Below are 26,591 nucleotides of genomic sequence, written 5' to 3'. Positions count from 1 at the left end.
TTGGGACCTGGGTCGTGGCTGGCACTCCCCCTCTCCCCGCTCGCTTGCCCCTCCGCGGTGGGTTGTGGAGGGGCGCACCTGGTGGGGGCCGCACCGACGGCGACCGCCCTCACCCGCGAAGTGGTCCGGTACTCCCGTACCCGCTTGAGTACGGCTACTCAGGCGTCGGTCCGAGTCGAGCTCCTACCGTGGCGACACGAAGCGAGAGGGAGGGGCCGGAGTGTTCGACAGAGGGTTGGCGAAGGGCTGTCTGGGGGCCGTGGTGGGTCTCGCCGCCCTGGTCGGAGTCGTGTTCGCGCTCTACATCGGTCTGTGGATCTACATCTGTCCTGACGACCCGTACGCCTCCAAGCCCGGACCTGAGCGGGTCCGGCTGACCGCGGCCGCGTTCCGTGAGCGCAGCCAGCTCGCCGTCGAGAACACGGTGGGCGGTCTGAGCCACGGCCTGGCGTTGAGCGACACCGGATACGGCGTCCGCCAGTACGAGAGGCGCCCGGAGGGCGGGCCGAGCACGCTGTCCTTCGTCGACCGTCAGCTCACCGCCCGCACCAGGATCAGCGCCTCCCATCGCGAGGAACTGAAGAACGGCATCGAGGCCGCCTGGAGGTCGCACGGCTACAAGCAGGAACAGCCGATCTGGACCCCCGGTGATCCGTTGAAGGGCCCGGACTACCACTTCAGCGCCGAAGTCTCCGCGGACGTCGCCGTCTACGTCACCCTCACCCCGGAACCCGACCAGACCCTCACCCTCACCCTGTCCGTCCGCGGCGCGGGCGTCGAGTACGACCCGGACTCCGCACAGCCGACCACGTCCCTCCGGCCGGATCTCGACGACGCCCACTGGTCGCACTGAACCCGAGGACCCCGGACCCCGGACCCCGAAGCACGGAGCACGGAGCACGGAGCGGAACGTGCGGGCCCCGGCCGCCGCCCCCGATGGCCTGATGTGACAGATCCTGGTCGTTGCGGCCGTGTCCGGTCGGGCGGAAGGATCGGGGCATGCCCCCACCGCACCGCGTCGTGATCGTCGCCTTCCCCGGCATCGAGCTGCTGGACGCCACCGGACCCGCCGAGGTGTTCTCCGTCGCCTCCAGGGTCGCCGGAGCCGACCGGCCCGGCTACCTCGTGCGGATCGCGACGCCCGACGGCGGCCCGGTGACCACCTCCAGCGGCGTGCGGCTGATGGCCGATCTGGCCTTCGACGACGTGGCCGGCCCGATCGACACCCTGCTGGTGTCGGGGGCCATCGAGCTCGTCGACGGCGGTGTGGAGCCGGTGATCGACCACCAGGTCACCGAGTGGCTGCGCCGTGCGGCACCCCGGGCCCGGCGGACCGGGTCGATCTGCGCGGGGGCGCACCTGCTGGCCGCCGCTGGGCTGCTGGACGGCCGGCCCGCCACGACCCACTGGCTCACCGCTGCTCGACTGGCCGCCGAGCACCCCGGCGTCCGGGTCGATCCCGATCCGATCTTCATCCGGGACGGGCGGGTGTGGACCTGCGCCGGCGTCACCTCGGGGATGGACATGGCGCTGGCCATGGTCGCCGAGGACCACGGCCAGGACCTCGCGCTCGCGACCGCCCGGATGATGGTGATGTACGTCAAACGCTCCGGCGGGCAGAGCCAGTTCAGCGTGCCGCTGTCCGTCCAGAGCGCCGTCCGGAACGACGTCCGGCACTCCGTCCGGCACTCCGTCCGGCACTCCTCGGACGACCGGATCGACGAGCTGCGCCGGTGGATCGGCGAGCACCTCACCGAGGACCTCTCCCTGGAGGCCCTCGCGGCCCGCACCCACCTGAGCACGCGCCACTTCACCCGGCTGTTCCACCAGCGCACCTCCACGACACCGGCCGCCTATGTGGAGGCGGCCAGGCTGGAGGCCGCCCGCCGGCTGCTGGAGGACACCGACCGGAGCCTGCCGGAGGTCGCCGCCGCCAGCGGCCTCGGCTCCGTGGAGACGCTGCACCGCGTCTTCCGACGGCGGCTGGGCACCACCCCGGCCGAGTACCGCCGCCGCTTCTGAGCCTCCGCCCCACCCCACCCGCCAGCCGGGCGCCAGCGCACCCGCGACGCACCGGCCGAGCCCCGCCATGCCCGCACGCGCGGCATCGACCAGCACACCTCCGAGGAGAACCATGCCCCGCACGAAGGTCGTCCCGATCCCGGTCATGGGCCGGCACACCATCAACGCCTACCTGCTGCTCGGCCGCCGACCGGTCATCGTCGACGCCGGAACCCCCGGCAGCGGCCGAAGGATCCTCGACCAGGTCACCGCCCACGGCGTCGATCCCGCCGACGTCTCGCTGATCGTCATCACCCACGGCCACATCGACCACTTCGGCTCCGCCGCCGAGCTGCACCGGCTCACCGGCGCGCCCGTCGCCGGGCACGTCGCCGACCTCGGGCCGTACCGCTCGGGCCGGGTCCGCGAACCCTACCTGCCCACCGGCCCGATGGGCCGCGCCATGGCCCGCAACCGCAAACTCCACGCCCGGGCCGAGCCGTTCGAGCCCGCGGTGCTCCTGCGCGGCGAGACGAACCTGGAGGACTTCGGCCTCGCGGCGCGCGTCATGCCCACCCCCGGCCACACCGCCGGATCGGTCTCCGTCCTCACCGACGACGGAGACCTCGTCGCCGGCGACCTGATCGCGGGCTCCTTCATGGGACTCGTCCCCGGCAAGCCCGCCAACCCGCCCTTCCACGACGACCCCCGGCAGAACCTCGCCAGCCTCCGCGAGATGCTCGCCCTCGACCCCACCACCCTCCACGTCGGCCACGGCACCCCGCTGGACCCCGACCGGGTACGGCGGTGGGCCGAGCGGGAACACGACCGCCTCGCCCGGCTCGACGCCACCGGACGCCTCACCGTCCGCGGTGAGTGACGCCTCATCCGCGGCCCGGCACCGGGGAAGCTCCGGCCGACCCGGCACAGCCGGGCCGGCCGTCAGCCGTCCGTCTCGGCGGGGAACACCGCCGAGTGCACCGCCCGGAAGAGGGCGGTGACCTCCTCGCCGGTGAGGCCCTGGGACCGTGCCTCGTCCATCCACGTGGTCAGCGAGGCCCGGAGCGGGGAGTCGGGGCCCTCCTGGGCCGGGGCCAGGGCCCGGGTGATGAAGGTGCCCGCCCCCTGTCTGACCTCGGCGAGCCCCGCGCGTTCCAGCTCGCGGTACGCCTTGAGGGTCGTGTTCGGGTTGACCTTGGTGTCCGCCGCGACCTGAGCGGCCGTCGGCAGCCGGTCCCCCACTTCCAGGGCGCCCATCCGCAGGGCCTGTTCCACCTGCCGCACGATCTGGAGGTACGTCGCCACTCCGCTGCGTCGGTTGATGCGGAACACGACCATGTCCTTCTCACCTCCTGTTTCGTACTGCCGAAACCATACGCAGGTCGCGCACGGTGCCGCGCCCTACACCTTCCCGGACACCCACCGCACCGTGAACGCGGTGAGTACCGCGGTGGCCGCGAGCAGGATGCCCGCGCCGGTCCACTGCATCGCCGGCATCTGGCTGGAGTCGAGGTACTCGATGACGTCGTTGACGATCCCGAGCTGCTCCCGGCAGGCGTCCGACGCCGCTTCCGTCTGCTTGGTGCACGTTCCCCAGCCGAAGAGGCGGCCGTCGGCGGCACCGATCCAGCTGTCCAGTTCGTACGGATCGTTCAGCTGCTCGCGGATGCCGCCGCCGTACGGGTAGCTGAACCTCCGTGACGGCGCGAGGTTGGCGCGCAGCTGTCCCCAGACGATCTGGACGACCATCGAGAACGCGAACGTGACCGCCATCGCCGGGACGACCCGGCGCACCAGCATGCCGATGGTGACCCCGGCGGCGGTGAGGAAGAGGCACATGGCGGGGAGCACCGGGCCGGTGTGGTCGAAGACGTTCCCGTCGTACCACCGGCCCGGGAACGCCGAGCGGTAGGGCTTCCACCACCAGGTGAAGACCGCCGAGAGCACCGCACCGGCCAGCAGCGCCGCCGCGTAGCTCCAGGCGAGCTTGGCCGTGAGCCACCGGCGGCGGGACACCGACTGGGTGGTGACCAGTCGCAGGGTGCCGCGCTCCTGGTCGGCCGCGATCAGCGGGGCGCCCAGGAAGACGCCGAGGAGGATCGGCAGCATGCCCAGGGCGGTGGTGGTGAGGCTGATGCCCGCCGAGCCGGGCACCGGCATCGGCGGTTCCTTGTCGGGCCAGCCGAGCTCTTCGAGGACGCCGGCCAGACGGTTGCGCTGGTAGACGATCCAGGCCGAGCCGAGCAGGACCGCGGCGGCCGCGGTGAGCAGCACCGCCCGGTGCTGGCGCACGACGAGCCAGTTCAGCCCGCTCAGCAGCCGGCGTCCGGGCTCCCGGGTGGCCGTCCGGGGCGTGTCGGTCAGGGTGGTGCTCATGAGGTGAGGGCCCCTTCGGCCTCGTGACGGGCGCCGGATGTGTACAGGGCAGGCGCCTCCGGCGAGCGCAGGTGTGCCAGCAGCACTTCCTCCAAGGTGGGCTCGTCGACGGCCCATTCGGGGCGCAACGGGCCGTTCGGTCGGATCAGCGCCTGGAACTGCCGCCCCTGGGAGCGGAGTTCGACGACGGTGTGCGGGGCCAGCGCGGCGAGCGGGTCGCCCTCGGTGACGAGCCCCGTCACCAGCGCGTGGGCCGGGACGAGCTCCTCCGTGTCACCCGCCAGCCGGACCCGGCCGTCGGCGAGGACCAGCAAGTAGTCGCACATGTCCTCCAGTTCGGAGAGCAGGTGTGTGGACATCACGACGGTGATGCCGCGCTCGACGGCCTCCGCCATCAGCAGGGCGCTCAGGTCGTGGCGGGCCAGCGGGTCCAGATCGGCCATCGGCTCGTCCAGCATCAGCAGATCGGGCCGCTTGCCGAAGGCGAGCGCGAACGCGACGCGGGTGTGCTGGCCGCCCGAGAGGGTGCCGATCCGGGCGTCCATCGGCACCTTGCCGGAGCGGACGATCCGCTCGGCCGAGGCCATGTCCCAGCCGGGGTTGAGCTCGGCGCCCATGCGCAGCGTCTCCGCGACGGTGAACCCCTTGAACAGCGGCTTGTCCTGGCCGAGGAACGCGATCCTCGGCCTCGTCGCCCCGTCGCCCGCCGGGACGCCGAAGAGCCGCAGCTCGCCCTCCGTCGGCCGCACCTGCTGGGCGGCGAGGCCCAACAGCGTGCTCTTTCCCGCCCCGTTGGGGCCGACGAGCCCGCAGATGCGCCCGGTCGGCAGCCGGAACGAGCAGTCGCGCAGCGCCCAGCCGCGGCGGTAGCGCTTCCCCAGACCGCGGGCTTCCATGGCCCAGGCGTCGGGCGAGCCGCCCGGAGCTGATGCGTCTGCCATGCGCACATCCTCAATTCCACTAGTCAATTAATGGAATCATGGTCTTGGCGGCGGGAGGGTGTCAAGGCGGGCCGGGAAGCCCCCGGGCGTAGGCGGCGATGCAGCGGCCACCGGGATCGACCTCACGATGGAGCAGCCGCAGAAGCCGATGTCACCCGCGATCACGGCCGGGCGACGCGGAACTGGCGTGCCACCGCCGCACGTTGGGTCGGCATGGTGATGATGTCGGGTCTGCTCTTCATGGCGGTGCTGGTGATCGTGCCCTTCACTCTGGCCTCGATTCGGCATCTCGTGATGCGATCCGGCCGTCCGGGATGGCTGCACCGCCGGCTGGCCGCTCGAACGCGGAGCGGCGGACTCGGCCTCGGCGCCACCGCGACCGAGGAGTTGCACGCCTTCTTCAACGCCAACAAGCGGGTGCAGATCGAGCAGCGCCGGACCCAGCTGGCCATGCGGGACGACGACCACGCCGGCGCCCCGCCTCGCACGGGTATCGACCTGGACGCCGGCACCGCGGTCGTCCCGCGTCGGAGGTAGCCGTCCGACGCACAACGCCCGCAGCGAGGAAGCGACATGACGGTCCATCAGCATGACGTGGATGCCGATGGACCGTCCTCACACAGGCCCTACGGCAAGCCCAGGCGTGCCGTTCGCCTCGGCGGATCAGGGCCCGGTGGCCCGGTGGGCGTGCGCGGAGAGGTGCCGGCGGATGAGCCCGCTCAGGACGGCAGGAAGCGGGCGCCCGGGCCCGGGCTGCGGTAGACGGAGTCCGGCGGCAGGCCGGTGTGGCCGGCGGCGCAGGTCAGGACGAGGGTGACCGGTTCGTCGCAGTCGTGGTCCTCGGCGGTGCCGTGCCGGACGACGACCGACGGGCCCTGCTCGTCGGCGAGGTACTTGTCGCCCCACTCCAGCAGGGCGATCACGGTGGGCCGCAGGTCGGCGCCCTTCTCGGTGAGGCGGTACTCGAAGCGCTGCCGGTCCCCGGGCTCCTGGTACGCGACGCGGTTCATGACACCCGCGGCGACGAGGCGATCGAGCCGGGTGGACAGCAGGTTGCTGGCGATGCCGAGCCGGGCACGGAACTCCGCGAAGCGGGTGACGCCGTCCAGCGCCTCCCGCACGATCAGCAGCGACCACCGCTCGCCGACCTCCGCGAGGGCGCGCCCGACCGAACAGTTCGCCGGGTCGATCCGCCGTGTCTGCCGCTGCTCCCGCTGCTCCGTCATGGCTCGATCCTAGACCGCCCGGCGCACCTGGGTTGACAATCTGCACTCAGCTCCGGCTAGGCTCCGAGCCACCTGAGTTGAGAAATTAAATCCAGGAATCGAATCCAGGAGGCGACGGCCATGCCGATGCTCGACGTCCACATCCCCGACGGCGCACTCCGCCCGGAGGCGGAAGCGGCCCTGCTCGACCGCATCACCGAGATCCTGATCCGCCACGAGGGCTTCGACCCCGCCGACCCGGTCACCCGCTCGGTGTCCTGGCTCTTCCTGCACCGGCCGGCCGCCGTCTACGTCGGCGGCGAGCCCGCGGACGCCCCGCGCTACAAGGTCGTCCCGTCCGTCCCCGAGGGCCAGCTCGACGCCCGCAAGCGCGCGGGCGTCATCGCCGACGTCACCGAGGCCGTCCTGGACGCCGAGGACGGCGCCTGGCCGCGCGACCCCGGCCGGGTCTGGGTCTTCCCCACCGAGATCCCCGAGGGCCACTGGGGCGGCTACGGCAGGATCAGGCCCCTCGCGACGATCCTCGCCCGGCTCACCGGCCACGACCGCGACCGGGCCCGCGACCTCGCCGCACAGCGCATCGCCGAGAGCCGCACCGAGCACACCCGATTGCCGTAGGCGACGCACGCCGCCCGCGACCGCCGACGGCCCCGGGGGCCGTCGGCGGCGCGTCGTTGCTTCCGGACCGTTGCCGATCGGCCGCGCGAGTCCGTTCGGAAGCGGGTCCGTTCAGTAGGCGACGGCTTCGCCGGACGGCTCGTCGTCGGGTGCGTCGCTGAGCCCGAGCCGCTGGTGCTCGATGTGGTAGACGGCCTGGTCGAGCAGCGCGGCGACGTGGTTGTCGAAGAGCGCGTAGACGACCTGGCGGCCGTTGCGCCGACCGACGACCAGGCCGAGGTTGCGCAGCAGGCGCAGCTGGTGGGAGCAGGCGGACTGCTCCAGGCCGACCTCGGCGGCGAGTTCGGTGGCCGCGCAGGGCCCTTCGCGCAGGCGGGAGAGGATCAGCAGTCGGGAGGGGGTGGCGAGCGCCTGGAGGGTGGTCGCCACCCGGGCGGCGCTTTCGGCGTCCAGGCGCGTGCGCGGGACGGCGGTGGTGGGAGCGGCTCCATGACCCATGGGGCAATACTACAACCGACACATGAAGGGGTGTTCATATGTTCCTGTATGGTGATTGAGTCAGCCCTCCTGCCGTGTGAAGGGTCTCTTCGCCATGTCCTCAACCGTGATCGAGCGGCCCTCGCCGACGGTCCCGCGCCCGGATTCCGCTCCGCGCCGCCGCACCCGGGTGCTGTCGCTGCCCGAGGCCCGCTGGGCCGCAGCCGCGACCGTGCTCTTCCTGGTCGCGCTGCCGCTCCAGCTCACCGGAGCCCCGGCCTGGGCCTGGGGCCCGCTGTACGCCCTCGCATACGCCACCGGCGGCTGGGAACCCGCCTGGGCCGGACTCCAGGCGCTCCGGGAGAGGACCCTCGACGTCGACCTGCTGATGATCGTGGCCGCGCTCGGCGCCGCCGCCGTCGGGCAGGTCATGGACGGCGCGCTGCTGATCGTCATCTTCGCCACCTCCGGCGCCCTGGAGGCACTGGCCACCGCCCGTACCGCCGACTCGGTGCGCGGACTGCTCGACCTCGCCCCCGCGACCGCCACCCGGCTGCTGCCCGACGGCGGCGAGGAGACCGTGCCGACCGAGGAGCTGGCCGTCGGCGACACCGTCCTCGTACGGCCCGGCGAGCGGATCGGCGCCGACGGACGGGTCCTGGACGGCGCGAGCGAGGTCGACCAGGCCACCATCACCGGCGAGCCGCTGCCCGTCGCCAAGCAGCGAGGTGACGAGGTGTTCGCCGGCACCCTCAACGGCACCGGCGCCCTGCGGATCCGGGTCGAGCGGGACGCCTCCGACTCGGTGATCGCCCGGATCGTCCAGCTGGTCGAGGAGGCCGCCGAGACCAAGGCACCCACCCAGCTGTTCATCGAGAAGGTCGAACAGCGCTACTCGATCGGCATGGTCGCCGCGACCCTCGCCGTCTTCGCGATCCCCCTCGCCCTCGGCGCCGCCTTCACCGGCTCGCTGCTGCGCGCGATGACCTTCATGATCGTCGCCTCCCCGTGCGCGGTGGTCCTGGCCACCATGCCGCCGCTGCTCTCCGCCATCGCCAACGCCGGACGGCACGGCGTGCTGGTCAAGTCCGCCGTCGTCATGGAACGCCTCGGCCAGGTCGACGCCGTCGCCCTCGACAAGACCGGCACCCTCACCGAGGGCACCCCCCGCCTCACCGACCTCCGCCCGCTCCCCGCCTCCGGCCTCACCGATGCCCACCTGCTCGCCCTCGCCGCCGCGGCCGAGCACCCCAGCGAGCACCCGCTCGCCCGCGCCGTCGTCGACGCCGCCCGCACCCGCGGCCTGGCCCTCGCCACCGCCGAGGACTTCACCTCCACGCCCGGCACCGGCGTCACCGCCACCGTCGACGGCCGCGCCGTCGCGGTCGGCGCCCCCGCCCGGCTGCTGACCGGCCCCGGGAGCCCCGCCGCCGCCATCGTCGCCGAACTGGAACAGGGCGGCCGCACCGCCGTCCTGGTCGAGGTGGACGGCGAGCCGGCCGGCGTGCTCGGCCTCGCCGACCGGCTGCGCCCGGACGCCGCCGCCACCGTCACCGCGCTGACGGCACTGACCGGGACCGCGCCGATGCTGCTCACCGGCGACAACCCGCGGGCCGCCGCCCACCTGGCCGCCGAGGTCGGCATCACCGACGTCCGGGCCGGTCTGCTGCCCCAGGACAAGGTCGCCGCCGTCCGGGAGCAGGAGGCGGCCGGCCGCAAGGTGCTGGTGATCGGCGACGGCGTCAACGACGCCCCCGCCCTGGCCGCCGCCCACACCGGCATCGCCATGGGCCGGGCCGGCTCCGACCTCGCCCTGGAGACCGCCGACGCGGTCATCGTCCGCGACGAACTCGCCACCGTCCCGGCCGTGGTGGCGCTCTCCCGCCGGGCCCGCGGCCTCGTCGTGCAGAACCTGGTGATCGCCTCGGTGTTCATCACCGTCCTGGTGGTCTGGGACCTGGTCGCCACCCTCCCGCTGCCGCTGGGCGTGCTCGGCCACGAGGGATCCACCGTCCTCGTCGGCCTCAACGGCCTGCGCCTGCTGCGCGACGCCGCGTGGAAGAAGGCCGGGTCGGAACTCCCCGGCCGGTGAGCCGCCACTCCCGCCGGCCCGCCGCCCCCGCTCCGGGCGCGGCGGGCCGCCGTTCGTCCCGGGTCCCAAGGCCCGCGCCTCGTACCGGGGGCGTCCCGTAGCGTTTGCCTTCCACCGCGGGAACCCGCGGTGTCCGAAACGGAGGCTCACATGAACTCGCTCTCCTCGAAGGCCCGTTGGTTAGGCACCCTGGTGGCGGGCGCGGCACTGCTGCTCGCCGGGTCCGGCTCCGCCGGCGCCGCCACCGGCACGTCCGGCGGACCGGTCCCGGGTGTCCCGCGGACCGTCGAACTCGACTCCTCGCCCGCCTCGGTGGCGGTCAGCCCGGACGGGCGCAAGGCCTACGTCGCGGTGAAGGACAGCATCAAGGGCGCCAAGGTGAAGGTGGTCGACACCCAGAGCGGGGCGGTCACCGCGGTGGTGACGCTCTCCACCGGGCTCGGGGCCGGTCCGGGACCACTGGCCGTCAGCCCCGACGGATCGCGCGTCTACGTGCTCTTCTCCACCGCCCGCAAGGCACCGCTGTCCGACCTGGGCGCCATCGACACGGCCACCGACACCGTCGTCTCCAGCACGGCGGCACCGGACCAGCCCCGGCCCGAGGGGACCCTCCCCGGGGCCCTCACCTCGCTGGCGGTCAGCCCGGACGGCACCAGGGTCTACGTCGGGCAGGACGGGCCGGCGCGCTACCACCGCCCGGCCGAGCCGAGCGCCCGCATCCTGTCCTTCTCCCCGCAGCAGCAGGACTTCACCGCGGCCGTGCCGGTGCCCGGCCGCTACCTGGGCTCGATCGTCACACCGCCCGGCGGCGACACCGCGTACGCCGCCACCGACGAGAACCTGGTCCGCCTGGACACCGGAACCGGAACCCCGACCGTGGTCGGCGCCACCGCCGCCCCGATCGGCTCCCTCCCGAGCCTGGCCCTCTCCCCGGACGGCACCCGGCTCTACGGCGTGGGGAACGAAGGCAACGGCTACGCCGTCGACCTCGCCACCGGCGCCCTCTCCACCCTCGACATCACCCCGGGCCAGTGGCTGCAGAACCCGTCGGTGAGCGCGGACGGCACCCGGCTGTACCTGGTCCAGCAGGACCTCACCAGCGGCGACGGCGCGGCCTCGGTCCTCGCCCTGGACACCGCGACCCACACCCTCGTCCCGGCCGAGGGCATCACCGGCCTCACCTGGGTGACCGGCCTGGCCCTCGGCCCCGACGCCCACACCTTCTACCTCACCGTCGGCTCCACCCTGCGGATCGCCGGCATCTGACCGAACGCGCGCGGCACCGCCCTCCCCGGTGCCGCGCGCCGCCGCGCTCCGAGCCACCACCGCCCCGTCCCGAGCACGGGCCCGCGCCCCGTCCGCCACGCACACGGGATCATGTCCGGAGGACTTGACGCATCCTCATATCCCTGTGGCCGAAGCCCGATCGACCCACACAGAACCCTCACGCGATGTCGGGGAAATCTCACCTCGGCGGAGCCCGCAGCTAACGTCGTGGTTACACACCGTCGGTACGCTGGACACGACGGTGGTCGGCTACGGGCCCGAGGGGAGGCGGCAGTGGCAGCACGACGAATCTCGCGCGGCAAGCGGCTCGCCCTCCTGCTCGCCACCCTCGTCTCGGCCCTGTTCGCCGTCCTCGGCACCGGCGCCCAGGCGTTCGCCGCCGAACCGCTGCCGAAACCCGCGGCGGCCGCCGAGGGAGACCCGACCTGCAAGGCCCACCACGCCGCGGAAGCCCTGACCGGCCGCGACGCCGGTGCCCGCCGCCGCACGCTCGGCGGCACCGCCGTGCGCACGGCCCTCCGCGCCCCGGCCGGCTCCGGCGTCGCGGCCGCACCCGTCGCGGTGCCCACCGGGCCCGTACCGGAAGCGAACGGGTCGAGACCGGCCGCGCTCGCGCGCCTCCAGGTGTTCCGCTGCTGACGGCTCCCGCGAGCTGACGCACCACGCACGCGATCCGGCGCGCGCCCAGGACGGGCGCGCGCGGCACCGCCATGCCCCCGGGCGGAGGGCCGCCACCCGGACCGCGACACCGCCGGCCGCACCGCCGCGCGCGTCAGCCCGCCGCTGCCCCACGACAGCAGCCCACCCGCCCGGCACCACCCGGGCGGGCAGAAGGAGACCTCTCATGCAGTCCCTCGTGACGCACGCCCGTGTCTTCCCGCACCGGCTCGCCACCAGCGGCCACGACCTCGGCCGGCTCTCGGCCGGGCAGGCACCCGAAGCCCTGTTCATCACCTGCTCCGACTCCCGCGTGGTGCCGGCCCTGATCACCGGATCCCGCCCCGGGCAGCTGTTCGAGCTGCGCACCGCCGGGAACATCGTCCCCGCGTACGACACCGCCGCCCCCAGCGGAGAGGCGGCCACCGTCGAATACGCCGTCGACATCCTCCGGGTCCCCGACGTCATCGTCTGCGGGCACTCCCACTGCGGGGCCATCGGCGCGCTCGTCCGGGCCGAGGACCTGGCCCCCGTCCCCGCCGTGCGGACCTGGCTGGAGCACGCCGCGCCGCCCACCCACCACCTCACCCCCGTCCCGGCCCACGACCAGGAGGAGGACGTCGCGGGACCGGTGCAGCGCAACGTGCTCGCCCAGCTCGACCGGCTGCGCACCTACCCGGGCGTGACCCGCCGCCTCGCGGAGGGCACCCTGCGGCTGCACGGCTGGTACTACGAAGTGCACACCGGCACCGTCCTCGCCGGATCGGACCGGGGGTTCCTGCCGCTGTGAACACGCCCGACCGCACCCGAGTCACCGACCGCACCCGATTCCTCGACCGCGCCCGGGTCACCAAGCGCACCCGGGTCACCGACGGCCCCGGCCGTTCCGACCGTTCCGCCGCGTCCGCGCCGCGCCGCCCCTTCGCGCACTGGCGCCAGGACCTGCCCGCCTCGCTGGTCGTCTTCCTGGTCGCCGTCCCGCTCTGCGTGGGCGTCGCCGTCGCCTCCGGCGTTCCCGCCGAACGCGGCCTGATCACCGGCATCGTCGGCGGCCTGGTCGTCGGCCTGCTCCCCGGCAGCAGCCTCCAGGTCAGCGGGCCGGCCGCCGGACTGACCGTCCTCGTCTACGACGCCGTCCAGCAGTTCGGGCTCGCCTCCCTGGGGCCCCTCGTCCTCGCCGCCGGGGTCCTCCAGGTCACGATGGGCCTGCTGCGGATGGGCCGCTGGTTCCGCGCGATCTCCCTGTCGGTCGTCCACGGCATGCTCGCCGGGATCGGGCTCATCCTGATCCTCGGCCAGCTGTACGCCGTCTCGGGCCGCTCCGCGCCGGGCACCGGCACCGCCAAGGTGGCCGGGATCCCCGCGCTGCTCGGCGACTGGCTGACCGGCCGGGCCGCGATGACCGCCGTCGTCATGACGGCCGCCACGGTGGCCCTCCTGACGTGCTGGAAGAAGCTGCCCGCCCCCGTCCGCACCGTGCCCGCCCCGCTGGCGGCGGTCGCCCTCGCCGCCGGCGCGACCGCGCTGTTCGACCTGGACGTCCCCCGGGTGGAGGTGGACGGCCTGCTCGGCGCCGTCGCCGTCCCGACCTCGGACGGCTTCGCGGCCGTCGCGAGCGCGGCGGGCCTGGGCACCGTGCTCGCCTTCGCCGTCATCGCCTCCGCCGAGAGCCTGTTCAGCGCCGCCGCGGTCGACCAGATGCACGACGGACGCCGCACGGACTACGACCGGGAGCTCACCTCCCAGGGCATCGGCAACACCCTGTGCGGGCTGCTCGGCGCGCTGCCGATGACCGCCGTGATCGTCCGCAGCGCCGCCAACGTCCAGGCCGGCGCCCGGACCAAGGCCTCCCGCGTCCTGCACGGCGTCTGGCTGCTGCTGTTCGCCGCGCTGCTGCCCGCCGCCCTGGGGCTGATCCCGCTCGCCGTCCTCGGCGGCGTCCTGATCCACGCCGGCGGCAAGCTGATCCCGCTGCGGCAGGGCGCGGCCCTGTGGCGGGCGCACCGCAGCGAGGTCGTGGTGCTGGTCGCCACCGCGGGCGCGATCGTCGTCACCAACCTCTTCGAGGGCGTGCTGCTCGGGGTGGCCCTCGCCGTCGCCAAGAGCGCCTGGCAGACCTCCCAGTTGCACATCGACCTCACCGACGACGGTGACGGCCGACCGCTGCACGTCCGGCTGAGCGGCAACGCCACCTTCCTGCGGCTGCCCCGGCTGCTGGACACGCTGGAGTCGCTGCCGACGGACCGCGCGGTCGACCTCGACTGGAGCGAACTGCGCCACCTCGACCACGCCTGCCGCAGCGCCCTGCTCTCCTGGGCCGACCAGCACGCCGCACGGGGCAGCACCGACGTGCGGTTGAGGCCGCCCCTGGTCGCGAGCACCTGACGATCCGACGGGCAACGGGTGGACGGGGCGCTCCGAAGGGGCACCCCGTCCACCCGCCGGTGCGCGGCGGGCCGGGTGGGCCCGTACGGCCGCGGAGCCGGCCGTCGGCCGCCGCGGTGGCTCGCCCGGCTCCGGTCGGGCGCTCCGCTACCGCCCGGACTCCCCCGCCCCGTTCCGGGCGGCGACCTCGGCCAGCTGGTCGAACGTGCGGTTCAGCACCGACCGGCGTTCGTCCTTGAATTCCGGGGAGGGTTCCAGGTCGTCGATGGTCCGCTCCCAGACGGCCATGAACGCCGTCTTCCACCCCGTGATCACGCCGGCCTCCGGCAGCTGCGCGACACCGTGGCCGGCCCGTGCCAGGACGTGCAGCAGCTCCAGGTCGCACGGCACGGCGACGCCCCAGTACTCGTCGGGTTCGAGCTCGACGGGATCGCCGGCCATCGCCTCGGCGACCTCGGTGACGATCCGGTCGATGCGGATCGACAGGTGGTCCAGAGCCGTGTCGCTCTCGAAGTTCCCGCTGCCCCACGTGCCCACAAGCTCTCCTCGGAAGGGTGCCGCCGTCTTTCCCGGTCATCGAAGCAGGCAGCAGTGACACTGCCTCCCGGCGACCGGGACCGATCGGTGAGGGCGGTGGCCACAGCGCCCCGCCGTGCCGGTGCCCTCACCCGATCTTGATGGCGGCGACCCTCGGCGGATTGTTCGGGAAGGTGATGTCGGTCCAGCGGGAGATCCTCACCGAGTCACCGTTCACGTCGAAGTAGGTCAGGTCGTTGTTGCCCGTGGAGATCCGGTCGACCCACCACCCGCCGAAGTCGGTCCTCCCCCCGTTCGCGTAGCAGTCGACGCTGTCACGGCCGTCGAGGTGCGACCAGATCTTCAGGAAGTCGTTGCGCCCCCCGTCGCACTCGACGTGGTCGATGGCGAAGGCATCGCCGCCCGGCAGGCCGACGGTGGCCGTGGCCGCCGCGGCGAGCGCCATGGCCACGGAACAGATGACCCTCTTGGTCTTCGAGATCACGGGATTCTCCCTCGTACGAGGGCCGGGGCTCGGCCCGGCCGCCGGCAACGGCGTCACGTCATTGCGGAACGGTCCTCGGCCGATCCGGTGAACCGGCCGCACGACCCGGGACCTCAACGTAGTGACCCCCGTCCCCCGTCCGGCCGCAACACTCCGAGTGCGAACCGGTGGGCCGGGACATCACCCGTTCGTGGCGCTCGCACGCGGAGGGCGGGCACGGTGGAAGGCCGGGGGCCTCGACGGCGACGGCCGGGAGCCCTGCCCTCGACCGCCGCCGCCCGGGATCCGCTGTCGCTCCTGCCGATCCCCACCGTCGACGTCGTTCCCCCGGTCAGGCGTCGAGGACCTGGCCTTCGCGCCTGACGACCGGCCCCTCCGTCGACCACGGGAACTCGATCCAGTCGTCGGTCCGCTTCCACACGTACTCGCACTTCACCAGGGAGTGCGACTTCTCGTAGATGACGGCGGACCGGACCTCGGCGACGTGGTCGAGGCAGAAGTCGTGCACGAGCCTCAGGGTCTTGCCCGTGTCGGCGACGTCGTCGGTGATCAGGACCTTCTTGTCGGTGAAGTCGATCGCGGCGGGAACGGGCGCCAACATGACGGGCATCTCGAGAGTGGTGCCCACGCCCGTGTAGAACTCGACGTTCACCAGGTGGATGTTCTTGCAGTCCAGGGCGTACGCCAGACCGCCCGCCACGAACACCCCGCCGCGGGCGATGCTCAGGACGAGGTCGGGCTCGTAGCCGTCGTCGGCGATCGTCTGCGCGAGTTCGCGCACCGCCCGCCCGAAGGTCTGGTAATCCAGGGTCTCTCGCACATCAGTCACGGCGACCAGTGTCCTCGGCCGCCGACCAGGCGTCGCGCACCGGCACGCTCAGGACCGGAAGTGTGGCGCTCCTCTCCCTCCCGTCGGCACCGTCACCGACTTCCGGCGTGGATCCGGTCGACGGCCTTTCCTACGTCGATCGACGGAGGCCCGATGGACGCCAACTTCCGTGCGATTGCACGCTGCTGAGGACGGTTTGATTCCGCTTCCCGGTCGGTAGATTCCGGCGGGGCCCCATCGGGGCCCGGACCCGCGGACCCGTGTGTGCCGCGGGCGGGGAGGAATCGAGCATGTGGCATTCGAGGAAGACCGGGGCCGGGCGCTTATCCGGCCGCTCGGTGGTGGCCGTGGCGATCGCGCTGGGGCTGGGTGCGGGATCCGTGGGAGCGGCCGGGGCGGCTCCGTCGCCCGCACGGGCGAGCTCCGCGGCCCAGGCCCTGCAGACACCCCTGATCGACTCCGTGCAGCCGTTCGCCACCGGCACGGTGAGGGTGACGGTCACCCCCGGGGACACCGCCCAGGAAGCGGTGGCCCACGTCGACGTGTCGGCGTACGCGCTGGACGACGACGGCAACGCGACCGGCGCGCCGGTCGCCACCGGCACGGTGCCGAACCCGGACCCGGCCAACGCGCCGGTGGTCGAGATCGGCGGTCTGACCAACGACGTCAGCTACGCGTTCAAGGCCACCGAGACCACCGCCGGGGGCGTCGTCTCCGCCGTGTCCCCCGCCGTCATCGGCGGCCCGCAGACCCCCACGGCACCGCTCGCTCCCACGCTGGCCACCGTCCTGGGCCGGGACGGCGCACTCCTCGCCTCCTGGAACCCCGCCCACCCCAACGGCTCACCGGTGACCGGCTACACCGTCACCGCGACCCCGAACGGCCCGGGCGCCAGTGCGACCGTGAACGTGGCGGGCGACGTGCTGAGCACCGCCGTCACCGGGCTGGTCAACGACAGGTACTACTCCGTCTCGGTCACCGCGACCAACGCGGCGGGGACCGGGCCGGCCGGCGCCTCCGACAGCCAGACCGTCGGCGCCAACGACAACGGCACCGTCAGGACCAGGCCCGCCTACACCGCCGGCGCGCCGCAGGACGTGACCGCCGCCCCGCCGCCGGTCGCGGCGGACGGCAGCCAGCCCGATCCGACCTCGCTCAAGGTGACCTGGGACGCGCCGCTGGACGACGGCGGCAGCGCCATCACGGGCTACGTCGTCGACGCGACCGCCCCCGGCCACCCGCCCGTCACGACGAACGCGCCGAGCGGCACGAGGCAGACGACGCTGACCTCGCTGGCCCCGTCCGTCGAGTACGCGATCACGGTCACCGCCCTCCAGCAGGACGGCGCGCGCGGCACCACCAGCGCCGTGGCCAAGGCGGCGCCGGCCCCGAAACTCGCGCCCGGCACCGTGATGCTGTCCGCCGCCTCGGCCGGGGCCGTCACCGGCGTCACCGGCACCACCGTCGTGTTCACCAACCCGCCCGCGCAGGTGACCGGCCTGAAGGTGAAGAACATCATCGTGGTCGGGGAGAGCACCAACCCGCTGCTCCACGGCGGCCTGTTGCGCGTGGTGGAGAAGATCAGCACCGCCGGTGGCGTGGTGACCCTCACCACCAGCCAGGCCGCACTGGAGCAGGCGTTCCTGGCACTGGACTTCACCGCCACCGGCAGCCGGCTGACCACCGGTTCCGACGGCACCGGTTCCGACGGCTTCCGGGTCAAGATGCTCAACCCCGACATCCAGGCGTCGGTGGCCTCCCAGGCCTCCGGCATGGTCGCGAACAAGACCTTCACCCTCGACCTCGCCGAGAAGCTCACCAACGATCCCAAGATGAAGGAGCGGCTGGGCAACAACACCACGGTCACCGCGAAGCTCACCGCGGCGCTGAGCCTGAGCGTCGACTGGTCGGCGACCGCCGGTTTCGAGCGCGACCCCAACTACTACTCGGTGGATCCCCGCGGCTACACCCTCACCTCCGACTTCACCGCGACGGCGACCGCCAAGGCCTCGATCGAGGGCGAACTGGGCGTCGCCTACAAGCACGAGACGCAGCGCGATCCGCTGCTGACCATCAAGCCTGCGTCCTGCGTGACGGTGTACGCGGTCGTGCTGTGCCCCTCGCTGACGGTCTACACCGAGACCTCGATCGACGGATCGATCAAGTTCTCGTTCTCCGCCTCCTACGAGCGGACGATGGGCGGCAGGATCAACCGTGACAACACCGGGACGGTCCACAAGACGGACCTGACCAAGGACCCCGTCACCAAGTTCGACTACTCGCTGAACGCGGCGGCCAAGGTCAACTTCTCCTTCCCCGTGGCGCTCGAGATCCTCGTCTACAACCTGGTCGGCCCGAGGCTGGAGATCACGCCCGCCATCGAGGTGACCGCGGACACGTCGGCCAATCCATGGCTGACGGTCAAGGCACCCCTGAAGGTCGCGCTGTACGTCGTCATCGACTTCAAGGTCGCCAGCATCTCCACCGGTGGCGAGTTGTACAACAAGACCTTCGACCTGTACACGGCGTCCGGCGCCTTCCCCGGACCGGCCCTCTCCAGCGGCGCCGCCCTCGCCCCCGGCGCGCGGAGCGCACCGTCGTCCGAGAGCCTCACCGCGGCGGCGGCCCAACAGCACCAGTACACCGTGACCTGGCCGGCCGGATGCGACCCCGCCCAGGGGGTCACCTGGTCCATGACACCCGGATCGCTGGGCACCGTCGACCAGAGCGGCCTCTACACCCCGCCGCACCCGCGCCCCAGCCAATACCTCGACCTGATCACCGCCACCACCGCCGGCACGCCCACCTGCCCGCCGGCCACCGCTCAGGCGGCCGTCCACCACGGGGCGACCCTGCCGGGTGCCCCCAAGCACCCCGCGATCAGCCCGGACGGCTCGACCGTCACCTGGACCGCTCCCTCCGACGGCGGCAGCGCCATCGAGGAGTACGTGGTGACCGTGGACCACGATCCCAGCGACCCGGCCGGCGCCGAAACCGTCCTGGGAACCGTCCCCGGCACCTCGACGTCGCTGACCATCCCCGCCGACCGCGTCGCGCAGATCGAGGCGGACCACGCCAGGGTGCAGGTCACCGCGGTGAACGGCCGCGGGCAGGGCCCCGCCTCCGCCCTGTCACACCCCGCCCCGTCCACCAACCTGCTGCCCTTCGTGGCGCCCGCGACCGGAACCACGAACAGCACCCTCCACCTGACGCCCCACATGGTGAACGTGGGAGAGAGCGACGCCACGAACGTCCGCTACCAGCTCAGCTACCCCGAGGCCTTCACCAGCGCCACCAAGCCGTCCGGGTGCACCGTCGACACCGCGCAGCGGCTCCTCACCTGCGACATGACGGACATCGCCGCCGGCCACCAGACGATCACTCCGCTGATCTCGTTCACCGTCGGCCAGCTGACCCCGGGCACCGGCTACCCGCTGACCATGACCCGCCTGTCGGCCAGCCCCTACCCGAGCGACCCCAACAACGGCACCATGACCCTGCTCTGCACCGCCGACACCTCCGGAAAGGTCACCTGCGCCTGACGGTTTCGAGCGGCACGGTACCGAGCCGCAGGGCCGGTCGGACCGAGGCGAGCCTCGGCCCGACCGGCCCGTCGCCGTCGCCTCCGAGGGCCGCTCCTGGCGCCTCTCGCTCTCCGCCGACGGGGCACGGTCCGTCCGCCTCCCCGGGCCCGGCCAGGGCACCGGTCGACGAGACGCCGCCATGCTCATGATGGGCCGGCACCTGCTCAGCCGCCGGATCGAGCTGGCCCGCCTGATGCCCGTCCACGCCGAACTGCACACCGACGGCATCGCCGTCCGCCGCCTCGCCCGGCGACCACGCTGAACGCCCCCGGGCGTTCCTCGACCAGCCAGCCCCGCGCGACCAGGCGCTTCATCCTCGACCGCACCCCCTCGACCTTCGCCGCAATCACGCACCAGGTCCCTGGAGCCAGCCGCGGTGGGCGGCCCGTACCCCGGCCTGGAATCGGCTGTCGGCGTCCAGCCGGGCCATCAGGTCGGCCATCTGGCGTTTGACGGTGCGGGCGGAGACGCCGAGCTTGCGGCCCGCTGCCTCGTCGGTGTGGCCGGCGGCGGCCAGCTCCAGCAGGGTGCGCTCGGCCGAGGTGAGACCCTGCCCGTCCACCGGGACGAATGAGCCGAACGGGGCTGCTGTGGACCAGAGCTGGTCGAACAGGGCACAGGCGACGGACAACATGCCGGGGCTGTCCACTTCCAGGGCGCCCTGCCGCGGGTCGGCCGGGTCCAGCGGGACGATGGCGACCCGGCGGTCGACGATCACCAGGGGAGTCGGCACGATCGGAACGGTGCGCATCTGCCCGCCCAGGTCTGCCAGCCAGCGTGCGTAGGCCAGGGTGTCCGGGTCGTTGCGGAAGCTCTCCCACCAGACCGCCTTGATGCTGACGCCCCGGCGCAGCGCCTGTCCGTTGCGCTGTGCGGAGGCCGCCCGCGCGTCGGGTCGGTGCGCGCCGCCGGGGTCGAGCGACAGGCACTCCGTCATGGCGTGCGCGGCGAGTTCCTCCAACCGGCCCCGGACGGCGTCGAGCCCGTCGAGCCGGATCGCGGTGTCCGCGCGGTGCTGGCGGTGTTCCTCGTGCTCGGTCGCGAGCGCGGCGATCGCCGCCCGGGTCGCCTCGATCTGCCGCTGCCTGGCGGCGGCCTCCTCCTCGGCGGCAGCCAGCAGCGCCGACAGGCCGACCGCCGGGCTGACCGGCCACAGCGTCCCGTCCGCGTGGGCGGAAGGTCTGACCAGTGCCAGGTCGGCCAACTCGTCTAGTGCGGTACGTATCTGATGGTCAGTCATGCCTGTATCTCGGGCCAGGGTGGCCACGCTGCGCGTCGGATCGGTGAGGACCGCCTGGTAGAGGCGCTCGGACAGGCTGGAGAGACCGAGTAATTCAAGCATTCTGCCGCCCCCCGCGGTAGGCCGCTCAATCAATCGTCGGACCAGTGTGCCCGGCGGTGCCGTCCCCGGCAAGGCTGGCCCGGTCCTGTCCCGTTGGGGTCAGGCACGTTGGGGCCAGGCGCGGTCCGCTGACAGCGCGGCACCGGTTCGGCAGGCTGATGCGTGTCGGAAGCGCCGCCTCGGGAGCCCCGAGGCCGGGCGGCGCGATCGTCCGGCATCCGGTCCCGCCGTCTCCACGAATGGAGTCCGTCCATGCCCGGCATCGTCCAGTTGTCCTGCGCCGTGGCCGGCCCGCTCGCGCTTCGCACCGTGCCGGCCGGCCGGTCCGGCTCCGACGCCTTCCTCGACCTTGTCTCCGGCGACGGTTTCGGCCGGGGTTGATGTCGGACAAGGCGATCCTGCACCTGACGCTGACCCGACTCGTCGGGCCGCCGGCCCTCCTGGTCGCTCCGCAGTGGCTGACCGGGCACCTGTGGTGCCAGGCCGGGGCAGCCGACCGCCTGGAACACGTACGGGTGCGCGTCACGCCCGGCCGGATCGGGGTCGCACTGTTCCTCCTCGCCGCCGAGGAGGCCGACGCCCGCCGGAACGCACGGTCCATCTGTGCCAGGGCAATCGAAACCTCGGACGAGCTGCGCGACTGGCGCCTCGCCGAGTAGCGGCGGCCGCGCCGCCGTCAACCGTCCTCCGAAGAACGTCAACCGTCCTCCGAAGAAACGGAAGAGATCTCCACCATGACCAAGTCCAGCATCGACGGCACCATCATCCGTTCCGAGGTGATCGAACGGGCGCAGTACTGGGTCGACCACCAGCCCGGCCCGTACAGCCAGAGCGCCTTCTCACCGGGCCCCGGCAACGACCGCGACTACCGCCGTGACTGCTCCGGCTACATCGACATGGCCTGGCACACCGGTTCCAACCACTGGACCGGAAACCTGTCGCAGGTGTCCTCCTCGATCGCCATCAAGGACCTGCGGCCCGGCGACATCCTCCTCGACACCGTGAACCACGTGATCCTCTTCAACGCGTGGGAATCCGACCACACCCACTTCACCTACTACTCCTTCGGCGCCACCCCGGTGAGGAAGTCCGGGGTCGTATCGATCAACGACTCGGAGATCGACGGGCACCCCAAGGGGAACTACCAGGCCCGCCGCTACAACAAGATCGTCGACGACCCGGCGGCCTCCGGCAGCCAGCTGATCGCCCGGCCTCACCTCGGCATGAACGCCAACCGGACCCTGGAGTTCGTCGACAACGACGGCAAGGGCGGGGTCCGGACCAAGTACCAGGTGAAACCGAACAGCACCTGGTCGAACTGGACCCCCCTGACGGGCGCGCCGGGTGTGGCCGGCGCCCCGGTCCTGGGCCGCAACGCCGATGGCACCCAGGAGATCTTCGCCCGCACCACGGACGGGCACGTCGTGTCCAAGTGGCAGCTGGCGCCGAACAGCACCTGGTCAGACTGGTACGACCACGGTGGCAACGTCGCCTCCGAGCCGGCGGTCGGCGCCGGCGCCGACGGCTGCCAGCAGATCTTCGCCCGCACCCCCGACGGCCGGATCGCCACCCGCTGGCAGACCAAGCCGAACAGCACCTGGCACGACTGGCTGATCTTCGATGGTGCCGACTTCGTCGGCAACCCCGCCGGGAGCCACAACGCCGACGGCACCCTCGAGGTGTTCGCCCGCACCACGACCGGGCACGTCATGTCGAGGTGGCAGGTGTCGCCGAACAGCACCTTCACGACGAGCTGGTACGACCACGGTGGCGATGTCGCCTCCGACCCGGTGCTCGGGCTCAACGCCGACGGCCGCCAGCAGATCTTCGCCCGCACCCCCGACGGCCGGATCGCCACCCGCTGGCAGAACAAGCCGAACAGCACCTGGCACGACTGGTCCACGTTCGAGGGCGGCGGCCTCGTCGGTGATCCCGCCGTCGTACTCTGTCGCAACGGCAACCTGGAGGTGTTCGTCCGCAACGGCAGCGGCACCGTGATGAACATCCACCAGGTGGCGCCCAACAGCACCTTCTCGGGCTGGGTGACGGTCGGCGGCCCACTGGCGACGAACCCGGTGGTGGGCGAGAGCAAGGACGGCCGGCTGGAGATCTTCGGAAAGACGGCCTCGGGCACCGTCACCCACGCCTTCCAGAGCGGCATCGCGACCGCCTTCAACACCTTCCGGGACCTGTGACGCGACCGGCGCACTGATCGCGCGGTGCCGGGCAGTCGAGACGGACTGCCCGGCACCGCGTGCTGTCCGAAGCCGCCCCGCAGGCGATCGCCGGGGACGCGCAGGCCTTCGCCGCGGTCGTGGCACAGGTGCTGGACTTGGCCGGCGGCCCACTGTGGGACGGATACGCCATCCGATGAGTCAGTGGGGGCGCACTCACAGGTTGGAGGTGACACGGATTCCGCGCTGTGCCAGGCCGTTGAACTCTTCAGGAGCGCTGGTCGACTTCGTGTCTACCAAAAGCTGGCGGTAGCCCTTTCCGTCGGTCCGGACCTCGACGGTGCAGCTCTTGCTTCAAGACCCTTGCGCGGATTTGGCCTGCCGGCACCGGGATGCCCCAGGAGTGACCTCGCCGTAGAAGACCGTGCCGCGGTCTCGCCAGGGGCATGACGCCGGGAAGACGACGACGCTCGGTTAGCGGGTGGGGCTGAGAGTGCCGTGCGTGCTTCCCCGGCGGCCCGCCTCCACGCGACACCTTGTGGGAGAAATGCGGCCGGATTCCACCTGCCGCCGCCGAGCCAACGGCCACTTTCCCACACGACGCACCTCATTCGAACGGCACGGCGGCGATGCAGTGGTCAGTGACGACCAGCATGATCAGACCGTGAGCGCAGCCTGGCGAGCATCGGGTCGCCGGCGAAATTCCATGTACCGCAGGACGCGCTCGATATCGAGAAGCGGCGACCTTTGCTGACATGGAGTTCGATCATGAACCAGACGTTGAATCCGCGCATCGTGAGGACTGCAGAAACCATCGCAGACCTGCAGTCGATGCTCGGGACGTTCACCATCAACGACGAGACCGATGTGGCCGGCTACTACTCGGCTCGCGACGGAGGAGGAGGCAGCTTCTTCTTCGAAGGAACGCCGCCCACGTCCGCGACGCTCACGAGCGCCACATTGACCACCAAGACGATCACCGACGTCACCAGCACCAGTCCGATCAAAATCACCGCCGCGGCCCACGGCTTCACCACGGGCCAGAGCGTCGGCATTTCAGGCGTAACCGGCATCAATGCGAACGGCAAGTGGCTCATCACCAGGATGGACAACGACACCTTTTCGCTCAATGGTTCTACCGGCAATGGCACGTGGAGCGGATCCGGAACCCCGCAAGCGACGAGCGTTACGGTAACGACGTCGGCAGTGCACGGCTTTGCGAGTGGCGCGCAAGCGATGATCGCTGGGGTTCAGGGTATGCCTGGGATCAACGCGACCTGGGGGCCGGTTGGTCTCATCGGCCCCGCCACCACCTTTACGATTCCGGCTTCGGCATCGGCCGGGGCAGGAACCTACCTGAGTGGCGGTCTCGTCGGGGATGGCGGAGCAACGATTCCATCGGCCGCCGTCAAGGGCCGATGGCTTCGCCGCTTCGACACGCCGGGGCACTATCATTTTCAAGATTTCGGCGGTGTGCCCGATTGGAATGGAACCAGCACCCCCGGAACTGACAACCTCGCGGTAATTAACACCGTCCTCGCTGCCATCCATGCCGAGGCCAATAAAAGCGCTAAGATCATCCTCCGCGGGTGGCTCTATTTCTCGGACACCATCACGATTACCCGTGGCGTCGTCATCGAGGGCACCGGAATGAGCGACCCAGAGGCACATCTCGGCGGCCCGGGGGACCGAGTAGCTCCCGGTACGTGGCTCGGATTCCCGCAGAACAAGACAGCCTTCCGGGTCAAGGGCGGTGGCAACGAGCCAGAGGGCTACACGGCGAGCGCGAAATTCACGACCTTCCGTGACCTCACAATCTCCTGCAAGGATTCCGGGACTTCAAGTGGGTACGGCGTACATGCCACAGTACCGATCTGCATGCACAACGTGTGCGTTGGCCGATTTGGAGGTGCAAACGTTTTCCTGGATGGCGATACATCGTCGCTCAAGAACCCATCCGGAAGCGTCTTCACGTTTTGCTATTTTTTCTTCAGCAAGAGCGAGGGCCTCCTCCTCTCCGGGACTGACGCCCGGGTTTGTCTCATCCAGGGGTGCACGGCCATGCTCAACGACGTCGGCTTCCGCGACACGGAAGGGTTCAACAGCTTCGTCACGTGCCACGCTGAAGGCAATACAACGAAAAACTATCTTTTCGAGGGTGCGGGCAATAATTCGAGCCTTCACGGATGCTACTCGGAGGGGCGTGCAAGCCTGGCGACCAACAACGATGTCTTCGGCGGACACATCGCCGGTGGACCGAATTTCGATCTCATCTCCGGCATCATGCGAGGGAAGCCACTGCAGTACGAGAACAGGCGAGGCGAGGTCGTTATTGGCACGAAAGTGGGTGAGGACTACAAGGAGCCCCCACCGCCCGGCCATCTCCCAAATGGAGACATGATCTTCGGCGAGATGGTCGTATACAGCCCTTCACCGCCTGCACCGTCGCCATTTTATCAAATGGACTCACTGCGGTGGCGGTACTTTGGGCCTTCAAACCCGTGGATCACTCTCGATAGCTGGGGCACCCAGCTCGAAGTATTGCGCCTTCCCACGCACGACCTGAAGCTGCGTCGAAGCGCGCCGTACTTCCCGAACGGAATCTACCTCGGGAATCCACCCCCGTCCGGACAGCCATCCAAGCAGATGGTATTTCAAGCCGGCACCGGGCCTGAGACGGCAGTACCGAACAGTGGCTTTCCTCAGAACTACGAGATCGGGGACACCGTCTGGAAGAGCGACCCGAGCCCGGGCGGCATGTGGGCGCAGCGCTGCGTGGCGGCAGGAACCCTACGTGATATTCAACCGGCAACCATGCCCACCGGGACGGTTGGCACGCCAGGAACACTCGTAGTCAGCTCGCCGACATATCTGGCCGTCGGGCAGTACATCTCAGTTGCCAATCTCGACGGCGGCGGGACCAAGAAGATCACCGATATCAGTATCAGTGACAAGAAAGTCACGTACACGCCGGCGAACGGTACCGTAGCCGCCGGAGCAGCGATCGCGTTCGCCGCGCCGAAGTTCGAAACGCTCTACGCGGAGAACGGTCCCAGCGTCACGGCGAGCACAAACCAATCCCTCACGACCGATCAACGGTTCGTCACCGTCACAGCGGCACAGTGCATGATCACCCTCCCGAAATCGCCGTTCGATGGCGAGACACACGAGATCAAAGGAAGCGGCGATTTCACCGTCACTATTGCCGGCAACGGGGCGAACATCGACGGGGCTGCCAACTACACGCAGTCGACGCACCGAAGCAATACGCGCGTCCGCTTCAACAGTGCGACCGGCGAGTGGGAAATCAGGTGAGCATCGTTGAATTCTCCAGTGGCGCTGGCGGTGACGACTCGGGACGCTGTCCTGCCGAGGCGGCCGACACCCACCGCCTACGCCGCCATCGCACCGGCCGGCGGACCCACCAGGCACTCACCGCCGCCCTGGCCTTCGCCTACGCCCTCGTCCTCAGCTCCGTGACCTACCCGCTGGACAACCCCGGCCGCGGCTCCTGGCCCGTCATCGCGTGGATGGCCGGGATGCACACGATGGTCGGCTACACCGCCCCGTTGATGATCGCC

General features: G+C 71.4%; 25 protein-coding genes. 16 read left to right on the top strand and 9 right to left on the bottom strand.

The window, feature by feature from the left end; translation table 11 throughout:
• The first annotated feature begins 220 nt into the window (after positions 1-220).
• The 3 genes from ACFWP2_RS21880 (at position 221) to ACFWP2_RS21870 (ending at position 2,881) form a co-directional block, all read left to right on the top strand.
• Entirely contained in the window at positions 221-853 is a 633-nt protein-coding gene (locus ACFWP2_RS21880; RefSeq protein ID WP_380453838.1) for a hypothetical protein, read from the top strand.
• A gap of 146 nt (positions 854-999) precedes the next feature.
• Entirely contained in the window at positions 1,000-2,022 is a 1,023-nt protein-coding gene (locus ACFWP2_RS21875) for a GlxA family transcriptional regulator (RefSeq protein ID WP_380453836.1), read from the top strand.
• A 112-nt stretch (positions 2,023-2,134) separates the two neighbouring features.
• Complete coding sequence (locus ACFWP2_RS21870) at positions 2,135-2,881, top strand: MBL fold metallo-hydrolase (RefSeq protein WP_380453834.1); 747 nt, start codon at positions 2,135-2,137, stop codon at positions 2,879-2,881.
• A gap of 62 nt (positions 2,882-2,943) precedes the next feature.
• On the opposite strand, the gene ACFWP2_RS21865 is transcribed toward ACFWP2_RS21870, so the two are convergent.
• The 3 genes from ACFWP2_RS21865 to ACFWP2_RS21855 form a co-directional block, all read right to left on the bottom strand.
• Complete coding sequence (locus ACFWP2_RS21865; protein ID WP_380453832.1) at positions 2,944-3,339, bottom strand: GntR family transcriptional regulator; 396 nt, start codon at positions 3,337-3,339, stop codon at positions 2,944-2,946.
• 63 nt (positions 3,340-3,402) lie between these two features.
• Positions 3,403-4,377: an ABC transporter permease subunit gene (locus ACFWP2_RS21860; protein WP_380453830.1), complete on the bottom strand. Its 975-nt coding sequence runs from the start codon at positions 4,375-4,377 to the stop codon at positions 3,403-3,405.
• Positions 4,374-5,318 carry an ABC transporter ATP-binding protein gene (locus ACFWP2_RS21855; RefSeq protein WP_380453828.1) on the bottom strand — a complete coding sequence of 315 codons (945 nt, stop codon included), beginning with the start codon at positions 5,316-5,318 and terminating at the stop codon, positions 4,374-4,376. Before ACFWP2_RS21855 ends, ACFWP2_RS21860 begins: the two co-directional genes overlap by 4 nt.
• Before the next feature lie 213 nt (positions 5,319-5,531).
• Here ACFWP2_RS21855 and ACFWP2_RS21850 point away from each other — a divergent pair, with 213 nt between their 5' ends.
• Positions 5,532-5,855, top strand: coding sequence for a DUF6191 domain-containing protein (locus tag ACFWP2_RS21850; protein ID WP_380453826.1), 324 nt, complete (start codon positions 5,532-5,534; stop codon positions 5,853-5,855).
• A 182-nt stretch (positions 5,856-6,037) separates the two neighbouring features.
• On the opposite strand, the gene ACFWP2_RS21845 is transcribed toward ACFWP2_RS21850, so the two are convergent.
• Positions 6,038-6,544 carry a winged helix-turn-helix transcriptional regulator gene (locus ACFWP2_RS21845; RefSeq protein WP_380453824.1) on the bottom strand — a complete coding sequence of 169 codons (507 nt, stop codon included), beginning with the start codon at positions 6,542-6,544 and terminating at the stop codon, positions 6,038-6,040.
• 120 nt (positions 6,545-6,664) lie between these two features.
• On the opposite strand from ACFWP2_RS21845, the gene ACFWP2_RS21840 reads away from it, so the two are divergent.
• Positions 6,665-7,162, top strand: coding sequence for a hypothetical protein (locus ACFWP2_RS21840; RefSeq protein WP_380453822.1), 498 nt, complete (start codon positions 6,665-6,667; stop codon positions 7,160-7,162).
• A 111-nt stretch (positions 7,163-7,273) separates the two neighbouring features.
• Here the strand turns inward: ACFWP2_RS21840 and ACFWP2_RS21835 are convergent, their stop codons facing one another.
• Entirely contained in the window at positions 7,274-7,660 is a 387-nt protein-coding gene (locus ACFWP2_RS21835; protein WP_380453820.1) for an ArsR/SmtB family transcription factor, read from the bottom strand.
• A 94-nt stretch (positions 7,661-7,754) separates the two neighbouring features.
• Here ACFWP2_RS21835 and ACFWP2_RS21830 point away from each other — a divergent pair, with 94 nt between their 5' ends.
• From ACFWP2_RS21830 to ACFWP2_RS21810, 5 genes are all read left to right on the top strand, one after another.
• Positions 7,755-9,731, top strand: a complete 1,977-nt coding sequence (locus ACFWP2_RS21830; protein WP_380453818.1) for a heavy metal translocating P-type ATPase — start codon at positions 7,755-7,757, stop codon at positions 9,729-9,731.
• A gap of 150 nt (positions 9,732-9,881) precedes the next feature.
• Positions 9,882-10,997, top strand: a complete 1,116-nt coding sequence (locus ACFWP2_RS21825) for a hypothetical protein (protein WP_380453816.1) — start codon at positions 9,882-9,884, stop codon at positions 10,995-10,997.
• 294 nt (positions 10,998-11,291) lie between these two features.
• Positions 11,292-11,657: a hypothetical protein gene (locus ACFWP2_RS21820; RefSeq protein WP_380453814.1), complete on the top strand. Its 366-nt coding sequence runs from the start codon at positions 11,292-11,294 to the stop codon at positions 11,655-11,657.
• A 205-nt stretch (positions 11,658-11,862) separates the two neighbouring features.
• Positions 11,863-12,465 carry a carbonic anhydrase gene (locus ACFWP2_RS21815; RefSeq protein ID WP_380453813.1) on the top strand — a complete coding sequence of 201 codons (603 nt, stop codon included), beginning with the start codon at positions 11,863-11,865 and terminating at the stop codon, positions 12,463-12,465.
• Between the two features lie 152 nt (positions 12,466-12,617).
• Positions 12,618-14,060 (top strand): SulP family inorganic anion transporter, encoded by a 1,443-nt coding sequence (locus tag ACFWP2_RS21810; protein ID WP_380453913.1) that lies wholly within the window; start codon positions 12,618-12,620, stop codon positions 14,058-14,060.
• 147 nt (positions 14,061-14,207) lie between these two features.
• Here the strand turns inward: ACFWP2_RS21810 and ACFWP2_RS21805 are convergent, their stop codons facing one another.
• The 3 genes from ACFWP2_RS21805 to ACFWP2_RS21795 all read right to left on the bottom strand — a co-directional run bounded on the left by ACFWP2_RS21805 (position 14,208) and on the right by ACFWP2_RS21795 (position 15,910).
• Entirely contained in the window at positions 14,208-14,597 is a 390-nt protein-coding gene (locus ACFWP2_RS21805; RefSeq protein ID WP_380453812.1) for a DUF4259 domain-containing protein, read from the bottom strand.
• 127 nt (positions 14,598-14,724) lie between these two features.
• Positions 14,725-15,081: a beta/gamma crystallin domain-containing protein gene (locus tag ACFWP2_RS21800; protein WP_380453810.1), complete on the bottom strand. Its 357-nt coding sequence runs from the start codon at positions 15,079-15,081 to the stop codon at positions 14,725-14,727.
• Between the two features lie 331 nt (positions 15,082-15,412).
• Positions 15,413-15,910, bottom strand: a complete 498-nt coding sequence (locus ACFWP2_RS21795; RefSeq protein WP_380453808.1) for a phosphoribosyltransferase — start codon at positions 15,908-15,910, stop codon at positions 15,413-15,415.
• 290 nt (positions 15,911-16,200) lie between these two features.
• On the opposite strand from ACFWP2_RS21795, the gene ACFWP2_RS21790 reads away from it, so the two are divergent.
• Together ACFWP2_RS21790 and ACFWP2_RS21785 are read left to right on the top strand one after the other, a co-directional pair.
• On the top strand, positions 16,201-19,452 hold the full coding sequence (locus ACFWP2_RS21790) for a fibronectin type III domain-containing protein (protein ID WP_380453805.1): 3,252 nt from the start codon (positions 16,201-16,203) through the stop codon (positions 19,450-19,452).
• Positions 19,453-19,633: 181 nt separating this feature from the next.
• The gene (locus ACFWP2_RS21785) at positions 19,634-19,756 is read left to right on the top strand and encodes a hypothetical protein (protein WP_380453803.1); all 123 of its coding nucleotides are present in this window, start codon (positions 19,634-19,636) and stop codon (positions 19,754-19,756) included.
• A gap of 84 nt (positions 19,757-19,840) precedes the next feature.
• Here the strand turns inward: ACFWP2_RS21785 and ACFWP2_RS21780 are convergent, their stop codons facing one another.
• Positions 19,841-20,734: a LuxR C-terminal-related transcriptional regulator gene (locus tag ACFWP2_RS21780; RefSeq protein ID WP_380453801.1), complete on the bottom strand. Its 894-nt coding sequence runs from the start codon at positions 20,732-20,734 to the stop codon at positions 19,841-19,843.
• A 354-nt stretch (positions 20,735-21,088) separates the two neighbouring features.
• Here ACFWP2_RS21780 and ACFWP2_RS21775 point away from each other — a divergent pair, with 354 nt between their 5' ends.
• The 4 genes from ACFWP2_RS21775 (at position 21,089) to ACFWP2_RS21760 (ending at position 26,325) form a co-directional block, all read left to right on the top strand.
• A complete protein-coding gene (locus ACFWP2_RS21775; protein ID WP_380453799.1) occupies positions 21,089-21,217 on the top strand; it encodes a hypothetical protein in 129 nt (42 codons plus the stop codon).
• Complete coding sequence (locus tag ACFWP2_RS21770; RefSeq protein WP_380453797.1) at positions 21,217-21,495, top strand: hypothetical protein; 279 nt, start codon at positions 21,217-21,219, stop codon at positions 21,493-21,495. Before ACFWP2_RS21775 ends, ACFWP2_RS21770 begins: the two co-directional genes overlap by 1 nt.
• A gap of 75 nt (positions 21,496-21,570) precedes the next feature.
• Positions 21,571-23,031 (top strand): hypothetical protein, encoded by a 1,461-nt coding sequence (locus ACFWP2_RS21765; RefSeq protein WP_380453795.1) that lies wholly within the window; start codon positions 21,571-21,573, stop codon positions 23,029-23,031.
• A 747-nt stretch (positions 23,032-23,778) separates the two neighbouring features.
• Positions 23,779-26,325 carry a hypothetical protein gene (locus tag ACFWP2_RS21760; RefSeq protein WP_380453793.1) on the top strand — a complete coding sequence of 849 codons (2,547 nt, stop codon included), beginning with the start codon at positions 23,779-23,781 and terminating at the stop codon, positions 26,323-26,325.
• Positions 26,326-26,591 lie beyond the last annotated feature (266 nt).

The organism is Kitasatospora sp. NPDC058444 (genome assembly GCF_042721415.1).
In the GTDB taxonomy this organism is placed as follows: Bacteria; Actinomycetota; Actinomycetes; order Streptomycetales; family Streptomycetaceae; genus Kitasatospora.
Note: the sequence above shows the minus strand (reverse complement) of the source record. Positions and strands in the feature narration are given on the sequence as shown.

Excerpts from the sequence above, each read along its gene's own strand:
- ACFWP2_RS21875 (WP_380453836.1), top strand. The coding sequence starts at position 1,000 with ATGCCCCCACCGCACCGCGTCGTGATCGTCGCCTTCCCCGGCATCGAG.
- ACFWP2_RS21870 (WP_380453834.1), top strand. The coding sequence starts at position 2,135 with ATGCCCCGCACGAAGGTCGTCCCGATCCCGGTCATGGGCCGGCACACC.
- ACFWP2_RS21865 (WP_380453832.1), bottom strand. The coding sequence starts at position 3,339 with ATGGTCGTGTTCCGCATCAACCGACGCAGCGGAGTGGCGACGTACCTC.
- ACFWP2_RS21860 (WP_380453830.1), bottom strand. The coding sequence starts at position 4,377 with ATGAGCACCACCCTGACCGACACGCCCCGGACGGCCACCCGGGAGCCC.
- ACFWP2_RS21855 (WP_380453828.1), bottom strand. The coding sequence starts at position 5,318 with ATGGCAGACGCATCAGCTCCGGGCGGCTCGCCCGACGCCTGGGCCATG.
- ACFWP2_RS21850 (WP_380453826.1), top strand. The coding sequence starts at position 5,532 with ATGGTGATGATGTCGGGTCTGCTCTTCATGGCGGTGCTGGTGATCGTG.
- ACFWP2_RS21845 (WP_380453824.1), bottom strand. The coding sequence starts at position 6,544 with ATGACGGAGCAGCGGGAGCAGCGGCAGACACGGCGGATCGACCCGGCG.
- ACFWP2_RS21840 (WP_380453822.1), top strand. The coding sequence starts at position 6,665 with ATGCCGATGCTCGACGTCCACATCCCCGACGGCGCACTCCGCCCGGAG.
- ACFWP2_RS21835 (WP_380453820.1), bottom strand. The coding sequence starts at position 7,660 with ATGGGTCATGGAGCCGCTCCCACCACCGCCGTCCCGCGCACGCGCCTG.
- ACFWP2_RS21830 (WP_380453818.1), top strand. The coding sequence starts at position 7,755 with ATGTCCTCAACCGTGATCGAGCGGCCCTCGCCGACGGTCCCGCGCCCG.
- ACFWP2_RS21825 (WP_380453816.1), top strand. The coding sequence starts at position 9,882 with ATGAACTCGCTCTCCTCGAAGGCCCGTTGGTTAGGCACCCTGGTGGCG.
- ACFWP2_RS21815 (WP_380453813.1), top strand. The coding sequence starts at position 11,863 with ATGCAGTCCCTCGTGACGCACGCCCGTGTCTTCCCGCACCGGCTCGCC.
- ACFWP2_RS21790 (WP_380453805.1), top strand. The coding sequence starts at position 16,201 with ATGTGGCATTCGAGGAAGACCGGGGCCGGGCGCTTATCCGGCCGCTCG.
- ACFWP2_RS21785 (WP_380453803.1), top strand. The coding sequence starts at position 19,634 with ATGCTCATGATGGGCCGGCACCTGCTCAGCCGCCGGATCGAGCTGGCC.
- ACFWP2_RS21780 (WP_380453801.1), bottom strand. The coding sequence starts at position 20,734 with ATGACTGACCATCAGATACGTACCGCACTAGACGAGTTGGCCGACCTG.
- ACFWP2_RS21775 (WP_380453799.1), top strand. The coding sequence starts at position 21,089 with ATGCCCGGCATCGTCCAGTTGTCCTGCGCCGTGGCCGGCCCGCTCGCG.
- ACFWP2_RS21770 (WP_380453797.1), top strand. The coding sequence starts at position 21,217 with ATGTCGGACAAGGCGATCCTGCACCTGACGCTGACCCGACTCGTCGGG.
- ACFWP2_RS21765 (WP_380453795.1), top strand. The coding sequence starts at position 21,571 with ATGACCAAGTCCAGCATCGACGGCACCATCATCCGTTCCGAGGTGATC.
- ACFWP2_RS21760 (WP_380453793.1), top strand. The coding sequence starts at position 23,779 with ATGAACCAGACGTTGAATCCGCGCATCGTGAGGACTGCAGAAACCATC.